We start from the raw sequence: 10,313 nt of genomic DNA, 5'->3' as shown, positions 1-10,313 counted from the left end.
GCTGGCGCGCCCGGATTTGTGCTTTAGCCATTACAAGCCCTGTTTTCCCCGCCAAATTCCCCTCCATGACGAGATCAAACCCAGCATGCTTAAATCTTATTTAAGTCTGTTAAGACTGCTTTAAGCTATGTTGTTTTTGCGTCAAAAGAATGTATTTTTGAGACAAACCCCCTCATGTTGCAAAAAAGAAACACTTTTTTGCAGAGCATAAAAAAATCCCTCATGCCATTTTCAACCACGCGTGAAGCCTTATCAGATAAAAGTTTTTGCTGTGCAATATCGACATCGGTGATGGCTAACATCACAAAATTTGATGCCAAAACTGAATGGATTGTTCTTTGATGAAGGAGGGAAACACATTCCCGCGACGTTCTCGTTAGAACAGGTCAACAAAAACAATTTCATGAGGAGATCGAAACGATGTCATCGATCAAGAAAGACGCAACGGCGCAACAAAATGCCGATGCCTACTGGAAAGACACGCTCAAGCTGTTGTGGATCGTGCTTGCCTTGTGGGCGGTTGTTTCCTACTTTGCGGGGATTTTTTTTGCATCCGCGTTAAATAGCATTCACCTCGCAGGCTACCCGCTTGGGTTCTGGTTTGCGCAACAAGGTTCCATTTATGCGTTTGTGGTGCTGATTTTCTGGTACGCCAAGCAAATGGGCAAGATCGACGAAAAGCACGATGTGCACGAAGACTAACTTGGAGCGTAGATCATGGATGATCTGAAACTTCTGACATATATCGTTGTGGGGCTGTCGTTCGTGCTCTACATCGGTGTAGCTATTTGGGCACGTGCTGGCAGCACCAAAGACTACTACGTTGCGGGGGGTGGGGTGCACCCCGTGGTCAACGGGATGGCAACGGCGGCGGACTGGATGTCAGCGGCGTCGTTTATTTCGATGGCAGGTTTGATTTCTGCAATGGGTTACGATGGTTCGGTCTATCTCATGGGCTGGACTGGGGGCTATGTGCTGTTGGCGGTGTTGCTCGCCCCGTACCTGCGGAAATTCGGTAAATTCACAGTGCCAGAATTTATCGGTGACCGTTACTACTCGCAAACAGCGCGGATTGTGGCTGTGGTGTGCTTGATCTTTATCTCGTTCACCTATGTTGCTGGTCAAATGCGTGGTGTGGGGATTGTATTCTCACGCTTCCTCGAAGTGGAAATCACCACTGGTTTGATTATCGGGATGGGCTTGGTGTTCTTCTATGCTGTATTAGGCGGCATGAAAGGCATTACCTACACCCAAGTGGCGCAGTATGTGGTGTTGATTTTTGCTTACACCATTCCAGCCATCTTTATCTCGTTGCAACTCACCGGCCACTTGTTACCACAAACCGGTTTGGGTGCTGACTTGGCCAATGGTCAACCGTTCTTAGCACGCCTGAACACCGTGGTTACCGATCTTGGCTTTGCCAACTACACCACTTCTAGCAAATCGATGATCGACATTGTCGCCATCACCTTTGCTCTGATGGCAGGTACAGCGGGTTTGCCTCACGTTATCGTGCGTTTCTTCACTGTGCCAAAAGTGCGTGATGCTCGTTCTTCTGCTGGTTGGGCCTTGGTGTTTATCGCTATTCTCTACACCACTGCGCCAGCAGTGGGTGCAATGGCTCGCTACAACGTGATCGCCACCGTGAACACCCACGTTGCTCAAGATAAGCCGTTGCTGGCACAAGAAGCCAACTTGAAGGCAGAAGATCGCCCAGAGTGGATGAAACGCTGGGAAAAAACCGGTCTGCTGAAATGGGATGACAAAAACGGTGATGGCCTGATTCAACACTACAACGACAAGTCAAAGAACCCAGAGGTGTTAGCGAAAGCAGAAGCACTGGGTTACAAAGGCAATGAGTTGACCGTTGACCGTGACATCATGGTGTTGGCCAACCCTGAAGTGGCACAGTTGCCTAACTGGGTGATTGCCTTGGTTGCTGCTGGTGGTATTGCAGCGGCCTTGTCCACTGCCGCTGGTCTGTTGTTGGTGATCTCGGCCGCTATCTCGCATGATTTGTTGAAAGGCGTGATTGCACCGAATATCTCCGAGAAGAGCGAATTGATGGCCGGTCGTGCAGCCTCGGCTGTGGCGGTGTTGGTTGCCGGTTACCTAGGCTACAACCCACCCGGCTTTGTGGCGGAGGTGGTGGCGTTTGCCTTCGGTCTGGCTTGCGCTTCGCTGTTCCCAACCATCTTGTTAGGTATCTTCTCGAAGAAGATGAATACCCAAGGTGCGATTGCAGGGATGTTGACCGGTCTGATCTTCACCTTCTGCTACATTCTCTACTTCAAAGGTATCTTTATCACACCTATGGCAGAGAACATTCCTGCTAACTGGCTGTTTGGTATCTCGCCAGAGGGCATCGGTAGTGTGGGTGCCATCTTGAACGTGGTGGTTGCGCTGATTGTGTCTCGTGTCACACCAGCCTGCCCTGACCATATCCAACACTTGGTGGAAGATATCCGTACACCACGTGGTGCAGGTACAGCCCACGCTCACTAATCCTGAGTTGCTTCAGATAACCCCGACCGAGAGGTCGGGGTTTTTCTCAAGAAAACCGATTGTTGGGTCTGCTTGAGAAAAACCCTGCCCACAGATAGAACACCCTATGACTGCTAACGCTACTTTGTGTCTTGCCACGGTCGAATTTCTGTCGAAACATGCGCCCTTTGACAATATGAAAGCAGAGGACTTGACGTTTATTGCCGAACGTCTGGCCCTCGCCTATTACCCCGAAGGGCATATTGTGTTAGAGCCAGAAATGGGCGCCCCTGCTTATTTCTATATTGTGCAACGTGGAGCCATTCGTGTGGACGGTGCCACCAGTGGCCCGACGCAAGACACCCATGCTTTATTAGAAGAAGGCGAATGTTTCCCAATTGGCGCAGCCAGTGGCGACCGTCCCACCGTCAATCGCTACACGGCAGCAGAAGATACCTTTTGCTATCAGTTGGCCAGTGCAGACTTTCATCAGCTCTTGCAACAAAGCAGCGAGTTTAATCGCTTTTGTACCGCCTATCTTGCTACCCTGTTGGGACAAACCCATCTCAATATGCAGCAGTCGTTTCAACAAAAAGCCTTAGAACAACAAGGCATGGCGGCATCACTGTCGCGGTTAATTCGGCGAGAACCGATTACCTGCGCGCCCGACACATCATTAGCCGAGGCGTTTACCGCCATGCACGCGGCACGGGCCGGCTCGATGGTGATTACCGAAGCCGGTGTCCCAATCGGGATTTTGACGCAATCGGATTTATTGCCACGCGTGTTGCTACCGAACACGCCGCTGGACACGCCGATCAGTCAAGTGATGACTCATGCCCCCTTCACCCTCTCAGAACATGCAACGGCATACGATGCCACATTAGCCATGGCCACTCGTGGTATTCGCCATGTGCTGGCCGTCGATGGGGCAGGCCGTTTGCGTGGCGTGATTTCTGAGCGTGATTTATTCGCGATGCAGCGTGTTGGCCTGCGCGAATTGCGCCAACGGATCGAACACGCCAGCGACTTAGCCAGTTTGGTACAGGCAGGGCAAGATTTACAGCAGCTTTCTTATAATTTGTTGGCACAGGGGCTTGGGCCAGAACAATTGACCCAATTTGTGTCAGCAATGAACGATTGTATTGTGCGGCAGGTGATTGCCTTAACTCTGCCTAAACACGATTTACATGATGTTCAATGGTGTTGGTTAGCCTTTGGCTCGGAAGGCCGCGAGGAACAAACTTTCAGCACCGACCAAGACAACGGCTTGGTGTATCTGAGCGAACGGCCAGAGGAAGAGGTCAAACCCAATTTGCTTGCTTTTGCTGCTGAAGTCGTGGCGGGTCTCGATCAATGCGGTTTCCCGCTGTGTCAGGGGCATATCATGGCCAGCAATCCCGACCTCACGCTGTCGCTGGACGCATGGCAACGTAAATTCAGCCATTGGATCAGCTCGCCCGATCCCAAAGCCTTGTTAGCCGCCACTATTTTCTTTGACTTGCGCCCTTTAGCCGGCGAGGAATCACTGGCACAGCGTCTGACAAAATATCTTTTACACCACGTCAGCAGCAATACCATGTTCCAACACATGTTAGCCGGCAATGCCCTCAGTTCTCATGTTCCTCTGGGTTTGGTACGCGACTTTGTGACCGAAACCCACCAAGGTCAAAGCGGTTGGTTAGACCTGAAAAAATCTGGGGCACGTTTGTTTGTTGATGCGGCGCGGGTGTTGGCCTTGGCGCATGGCGTGGCGGCGACCAATACCTTATCGCGCTTAGAACAAGCCGCGCCAAAAAGTGGCATTCATCCCGATGTGTTACACGCCATATTAGATGCGTTCCGTTTTATTCAATTACTGCGCCTGCGGCTACAACAAGAACCGAATACCGACAAATCACGAGCCAATTTATTGCGTGTTGATGAGTTAAATCCGCTAGAACGGCGAATGTTAAAAGAGTCGTTACAACAAGCACGTCGTTTGCAATCTCACCTAAAAACCCGCTATAGCTTATGAGCACTTGGCTGAAAAAATTGGCTTTTTGGCGCACGCCAAGCGTGCAGCTGACGGCGATACAACAAGACCGTTTAGCCCGCTGGCAGGCGTTGCCGCGTGCTGACGATTGGGAACAGCCATTTGGTAGTGCGCGATTGGATATTGTTGATGTTGAGTCCAGTGGCCTCAATTTGCGTAAAGACAGTTTGATTGCGATTGGCGCGGTGTCGTTAGATCGACTGTTGTTACAACCCACAGCGGCATTCGAAGTGGTGTTGCGCCAAGAAACTGTTTCTAGCCACGAAAATATTTTAATTCATGGCATCAGCGGCAATATCCAACGCAATGGCCGTGAACCTGCCGAAGCTTTGCTAGATTTTTTAGAATTTAATGGCAAGCGCCCTTTGGTTGCCTACCATGCATTTTTTGATGAGGCGATGTTGGCGCGCGCGATGCGGCACTATCTTGGTTTTCAATATCAAGCGCCGTGGTTAGATTTGGCTTGGTTGTTGCCCGCTTTGTTTCCTGAGCATTATGGTGGGCCGGTGGGATTGGATACTTGGCTCAAGCGCTTTGGCATCACCGTCTTTGCCCGTCACAACGCCATCAGCGACTGTCTAGCTACGGCGCAACTGACCCGAATTGCGATCGAACGGGCACGCAAAAAAGGGATTTATCATGCACAAGGGTTAGCCGCACTAGAAAATGCCAAACGGCGGGCCAGCCGCTTATAAATGACACACCTAAGGATTGGACACCATGCTATCGCTTATTTTCTATTGGGCTTTGTTTCTATTTATGTTTTTTATGGCCGGACATTTTATTCGTCTTGCCTTTTTAGTCGGTAAACGGGGCGAGGTGGACAAAATACGCGATTGGCGCGGGCGCGCAGTCGATCGTGCGGCTTTCTTAAAAACGCGCTTTGTCGCCCTCAATATCGTCTGTGCCATTTTGCTGTTGCTCAATGGATTTGCAGTGTTGTTATTCGCGTTGCAATTGGAAGCATGGACCAGTATTTGTGCTTTGGTGCTGTGGATGTATTTCACCGCGTTGCAGCTAATGATTTGGCGTTTGCGTCAATTGCAACGGGGCTAATCTGACCCGCCAGCAGGGATTCCCCTGCTGGCAATGGTATTAGCCGACAATCTCTAACTTCGCCACACCCAAACCATGTTGTTTACTGACTTTAATTTGTACTGGAATGCGCTGTTTCAGGGCTTCCACATGGCTGATGATGCCAATCATTTTGCCGCGTGCGTGCAAGCGGTCTAAGGCAGCCAATGCTGTTTCAAGGGTATCAGGATCGAGAGTACCAAACCCTTCATCTAAAAATAGCGAATCTAACCGTAGTTGGTGACTGACTAAATCCGACAGCGCCAAAGCCAAGGCCAAACTGACCAAGAAACTTTCCCCCCCTGACAAAGTGCGGGTGTCACGCTCAACCTCACCCTGCCATAAATCAATAATCTCCATCTCTAATTCCGCATCCAGTTTGCGCTGTAACCGATAGCGCCCCTCCAACATTGCCAAATGTTGATTCGCCAGCGTGATTAAATGTGCCAAGGTCAGCCCTTGTGCAAAGCGGCGGAATTTGTCGCCTTGGGCTGAGCCAATCAGCTGGTCGAGTTTTTCCCAATAATCATAGTCTTGTTGTTGCTGCGCATATTGTTGTAGTAACAACTGCTGTTGTTGTCGCTTTTCGGTATCTTGTTGTAGCAACAATGCCCACTGAGCCAACTGTGTTTGCAGCTGGTTTTGTGCTGTTTGCCGTTGCGCTAACTGGGCGGCGAGTTCTGTCTCTGATAGGGCCGGACAGCCAAGCATTTGCTGTTGTTGCCACAGCTTTTCTCGCATCCGCCATTCATGTTGTGCTTGTTGCCATTGTTGCTGTCGTTGTTGCTGTTGTGCTGACAACGTGTGATACGCCGTGTCATCTCGCCAAGCCTGTAAAAACGCCGCTTCATCGGCAAACCCAACCCGTTGCAAGGCCTGTTGCCAGCGCTGGTGTTGCTGTTGTCGTGCTAACGCTTGTGCAGTCAATTGTTGTTGTAATTGGCTTAACACACCGGCGGTATGCAAGACCTGTTGCTGTCGTTTTTGCCACATTTCATCACAACGGGTTTCATCAGTAGGAAACACGCTATCCTCTGCGCTTGCTTGCCCCACGCTGTCTGCTGTTTCAGCTAACCGTTGTTGCCACAACGTCGCTAGCTGTGCCAGTTGTTGCTGTTGCAGATGCTGTTGCTGCAGCTGTAAAACCGCTTCTTGCTGTGCGGCTTGCCACTGTTGCCAGTGTTTCAGCTGTTCGGCAATCTGCGCTAAACGCTGTGCAAGGTCTGCCGCATTTCCGGGCAAAGTGGATTGAAGATGTTGCTCACGTTGTTGTTGTTGCTGTTGTAACAGTTGCAAGGTGGTGGCTAACTGGTGGTGTTGGGTGAGCACTTCATGCAACACCGTTTGCTGTTGTTGCCATTGCTGATTGGCAGCATGATATTGCTGTGTTGCCTGCTGTATTGCTTTTTCAATGTCAATCAGTGCCTGATGCAAGCCCTGCACCACATCAAGACGTTGCTTAAACTTTTGATATTGTTGTTGGAAATTTAGCTGGTACTGTGGCAGCAGTGTCATGGTGTCTTGCCATGCCAATAGCGGCATCCCCAAAGCCTGTATCAATCCTTGGCATTCTTGCTCGAGTTTGTCTTGTTGTTTTTGCTTCTCCTCACCGCGTTGTTGTAGGTGTTGGCTATCCCGTTCAGCCCGTGTCATCACATCGCGCTGCGTCTTGCCACGCTCTTCACAAGCCGCCAGTTTTTTTTCTAACGCTTTTATCTCGACGGTGAACGCATCACTCTCAATACGGTGATAGGTCGCCACTTCCGGATGTTCTCGCGAACCACACAGCGGACACGGCTCACCTGCTTGCAGTTTGGTGCGGTGGTCGGCGAATTGTTCGATAAAACGGGCTTGTTCGGCTTGTTGTTGGAGGGTTTGTAGCTGCTGTTTCAGTTTTTGATAGCAATCCGCTTCCTCATCTCGTTTTTCTGTCGCGGCGGTATATTGTTGCTGCGCGAGTTGCTGTTGTTGTTCGAGGGTCGAGATGTCTAAGGCCAGCTGTTGCCATGTTTCCACCGATGCCAACACAGTTTGCCATTGCTGTTGGTACTGTTGCTGTTGTTGCCAACTTTCATACAAAGCAGCAAGGTTAGGCTGATCGCCCAGTTGCTCGGCAAGCTGTTGTTGTAATTGTTGTTGCTGTTGCTCTTGCTCAGACAAATGCCGTTTTTTTTGTTCTACCGCCTGTTGTTGCCGTTGTGAAGCCGTTTGCGCGGTGGTGAGTTGGCGTTGTTGTTCGGCAAGTTGTGCGGCTACGCCATCTATTTTGACTTGTTCTTGTTGCAGCGCCTGCCACTGCTGTTGCCAAAGGGCATATTGAGTTTGCCATGTCGCAATGTGTGGGCTGTGTGCTAATTTCTCTTGATAGTGTTGTAAGGTAGCTAAGGTCTTTTGATTGTCCACCTCCCACTGTTGTTGTGCCTGTTGCAGTAAACGAGCACCGTGTTTTGCCAATTGGTGGAGTTGTTGCTGTTGCTGCTGTTGGCGTTGTTGTTCACTGTGAAATTGCGTTGTCAGTTGCTGATAACGCTGTTCGGCCTCCTGCCAACGCTGATGATCTGGGGCAATGTCGCGGGCCAATTTGGCTTGTTCCAGACAACGATCTTGCTCGACATAGTCATTCGCTGCCTGTTCAATATTGTTTAATGCCTGCTGCGCGTGTTGATAGTCGGCCAAGGCCTGTTGCCATGTTTGCCAACGCACCTGTTGTTGCTCACATTCCGCAATCGCCAACTTCAATTGTTGCAGTTCGTGTTGCCCCTGCTGCTGTTGTTGCAAATATTGATGACGTTCTTCTTCCGTCCACAGCGCAGTATCAGCGACCCGTTGTTTTAACAGTGATAGCGCCTGTTTTTTTTCTCGGGTTTGTTCAAACACCTGCCGTGACAGCTGGCCATACACTTCGGTGCCGGTCAGTTGCTCTAATAGCTCGGCACGTTCATTGATCGGGGCATGTAAAAAGGCAGCAAAACCACCCTGTGCCAGTAAAACCGATTTGGTAAAACGCGAAAAATTCAGGCCAGTTAAGCTTTCGATGGTTTTCAGTTTGTCTTGAATTTGATGACACAGAATCGTACCGTCACCGCGTGCCAGTTCTACTGTCGGGGCTTGCAATGTGCCATTCATCTTGCCACGGGCGCGCCGTTGCCCCCAAAAAGCGCGGTACACCTCACCTTGTACCGCAAATTCCACCTCGGCTAAACATTCGGTGCTATGGCGGGTCATCAGCTGATTTTGTTTGGTCGAGATGACTTTTAAGCGTGGGGTTTCGTGATATAAGGCCAAACAAATCGCATCAAACAAAGTTGATTTGCCTGCCCCAGTTGGGCCGGTAATCGCGAATAAGCCGCTTTGTGTAAACGGTGCTTGGCTAAAATCAATCGTCCATTCGCCGCGCAGTGAATTGAGATTTTTAAGCCGCAGTTTCAAGATTTTCATTGCATGATTTCCAGTTGCTGACAAACCAAGTCAAAACGTTGTTGCAACGCTTGGCAGGTTGTTGCATCAAATTCGGTTTGGCTTAAACATTGTTCAAATACCTCTTGCACCGATAATTCATGCAACATCACCGTGTGAGCGGGTTGCAATAGGCTGACCTCTCGCAGAGCCCGTTTCACCCGTAATACTTGCACCGGATACGATGCCAGTTGTTCACGCACTTGATCCACCACATCACGGCTGGTTTGCGGATCGGTCAACACAATTTCTAGCCATAGGGTGTGTGGTGGTGAAATGGCAAGTTGTGACAACCGTGATTCGACGTCAGCCACCAAAGTCTCCATCGACGTTTGAATACTGGCGAGGGCTTGCCAACACGGTACGGGCAGTGTATGAACTTGCAGCCCATCGGATTGACACTCGATCAGATTCATGGATTTTTGTTGGCTTGCTTCATCGAAACTCAACGCCAACGGTGAGCCACTGTAATAGATCGGCAAGGGGGCAGAAATATGCTGTGCCTGATGTAAATGGCCAAGCGCCACATAATCAACCTTTGGAAAGGCTGTCGCCGGAAAACCGCGCAACTTACCAATATAAATTTCACGCACTGATTCACTGCTGCTGCCACCTAATACTGTGAAATGGCCGGTCATCATGATCGGCACAGGCCGAGCAAGGGTAGTTTGTTGCGCTTGGATATAGAAAAAGATTTCGGCATAGCAATCGGCTATCGCTTGCTGCAAAGCCAATTCTTTTTCTTCTGCATCTTGCCCTGCTCGACTGAGCAATACTTCATGTGGCCGCAGATACGGCACAGCAGCCAACCACAATGCCGGCTCGCCCTGTCGGTTTTTTAGCAATCGCACATGGTCTGCTGCTAATAGGCGGTGTGGAATCACCCAAGTCTGTAATTTTTCCAGTAATACACGGCTTTCTTGCAAAGTCGCTGCCGCATCATGGTTTCCCGCCACTACCACCAACTGCGCTCCCGCTGCTGCAACCGTCATCGCCAATTCAAAATACAGTTCACGTGCGGCACTGGTAGGCGTTGCGCTATCAAACACATCCCCAGCCAACAACACGACATCAATTTGCTGTTGCCGAATTTGTTCGCCCAACCATGCAATCAGGCGTTGATGTTCGGCATGGCGTGATTGTCCTAAAAGGAGATGGCCTAAATGCCAGTCAGACGTGTGCAAAATACGCATAGTGATTTCCTACCTTAATCAAAAATAATCTGACATGCCGTGAAGATATTACCTGATTAAATATACTTTTT

Annotated in this window: 8 protein-coding genes; 5 read left to right on the top strand and 3 right to left on the bottom strand. The window is 50.0% G+C overall.

The window, feature by feature from the left end; genetic code table 11:
• Positions 1-125: 125 nt before the first annotated feature.
• Entirely contained in the window at positions 126-302 is a 177-nt protein-coding gene (locus tag ACTBZS_RS08655) for a hypothetical protein (protein ID WP_463043857.1), read from the bottom strand.
• Positions 303-420: 118 nt separating this feature from the next.
• On the opposite strand from ACTBZS_RS08655, the gene ACTBZS_RS08650 reads away from it, so the two are divergent.
• The 5 genes from ACTBZS_RS08650 to ACTBZS_RS08630 all read left to right on the top strand — a co-directional run bounded on the left by ACTBZS_RS08650 (position 421) and on the right by ACTBZS_RS08630 (position 5,575).
• Complete coding sequence (locus tag ACTBZS_RS08650; protein ID WP_460430547.1) at positions 421-702, top strand: DUF4212 domain-containing protein; 282 nt, start codon at positions 421-423, stop codon at positions 700-702.
• A gap of 15 nt (positions 703-717) precedes the next feature.
• Positions 718-2,505, top strand: coding sequence for a sodium:solute symporter family protein (locus ACTBZS_RS08645; RefSeq protein ID WP_463043856.1), 1,788 nt, complete (start codon positions 718-720; stop codon positions 2,503-2,505).
• A gap of 106 nt (positions 2,506-2,611) precedes the next feature.
• Positions 2,612-4,501: a DUF294 nucleotidyltransferase-like domain-containing protein gene (locus tag ACTBZS_RS08640; RefSeq protein WP_463043855.1), complete on the top strand. Its 1,890-nt coding sequence runs from the start codon at positions 2,612-2,614 to the stop codon at positions 4,499-4,501.
• Positions 4,498-5,214: a 3'-5' exonuclease gene (locus tag ACTBZS_RS08635; RefSeq protein ID WP_463043854.1), complete on the top strand. Its 717-nt coding sequence runs from the start codon at positions 4,498-4,500 to the stop codon at positions 5,212-5,214. The genes ACTBZS_RS08640 and ACTBZS_RS08635 overlap by 4 nt, the downstream gene beginning before the upstream one ends.
• Before the next feature lie 25 nt (positions 5,215-5,239).
• On the top strand, positions 5,240-5,575 hold the full coding sequence (locus tag ACTBZS_RS08630) for a hypothetical protein (RefSeq protein ID WP_463043853.1): 336 nt from the start codon (positions 5,240-5,242) through the stop codon (positions 5,573-5,575).
• Between the two features lie 39 nt (positions 5,576-5,614).
• On the opposite strand, the gene ACTBZS_RS08625 is transcribed toward ACTBZS_RS08630, so the two are convergent.
• Together ACTBZS_RS08625 and ACTBZS_RS08620 are read right to left on the bottom strand one after the other, a co-directional pair.
• Positions 5,615-9,031, bottom strand: coding sequence for an AAA family ATPase (locus ACTBZS_RS08625; protein ID WP_463043852.1), 3,417 nt, complete (start codon positions 9,029-9,031; stop codon positions 5,615-5,617).
• Positions 9,028-10,242, bottom strand: a complete 1,215-nt coding sequence (locus ACTBZS_RS08620) for an exonuclease SbcCD subunit D C-terminal domain-containing protein (RefSeq protein WP_463043851.1) — start codon at positions 10,240-10,242, stop codon at positions 9,028-9,030. Before ACTBZS_RS08620 ends, ACTBZS_RS08625 begins: the two co-directional genes overlap by 4 nt.
• Between the last annotated feature and the right edge of the window lie 71 nt (positions 10,243-10,313).

It is taken from the genome of Aquaspirillum sp., assembly GCF_055136605.1.
Note: the sequence above shows the minus strand (reverse complement) of the source record. Positions and strands in the feature narration are given on the sequence as shown.

Coding starts and splice junctions, on each gene's coding strand:
- ACTBZS_RS08645 (WP_463043856.1), top strand. CDS start 718: ATGGATGATCTGAAACTTCTGACATATATCGTTGTGGGGCTGTCGTTC.
- ACTBZS_RS08620 (WP_463043851.1), bottom strand. CDS start 10,242: ATGCGTATTTTGCACACGTCTGACTGGCATTTAGGCCATCTCCTTTTA.
- ACTBZS_RS08630 (WP_463043853.1), top strand. CDS start 5,240: ATGCTATCGCTTATTTTCTATTGGGCTTTGTTTCTATTTATGTTTTTT.
- ACTBZS_RS08655 (WP_463043857.1), bottom strand. CDS start 302: ATGTTAGCCATCACCGATGTCGATATTGCACAGCAAAAACTTTTATCT.
- ACTBZS_RS08650 (WP_460430547.1), top strand. CDS start 421: ATGTCATCGATCAAGAAAGACGCAACGGCGCAACAAAATGCCGATGCC.
- ACTBZS_RS08640 (WP_463043855.1), top strand. CDS start 2,612: ATGACTGCTAACGCTACTTTGTGTCTTGCCACGGTCGAATTTCTGTCG.
- ACTBZS_RS08635 (WP_463043854.1), top strand. CDS start 4,498: ATGAGCACTTGGCTGAAAAAATTGGCTTTTTGGCGCACGCCAAGCGTG.
- ACTBZS_RS08625 (WP_463043852.1), bottom strand. CDS start 9,031: ATGAAAATCTTGAAACTGCGGCTTAAAAATCTCAATTCACTGCGCGGC.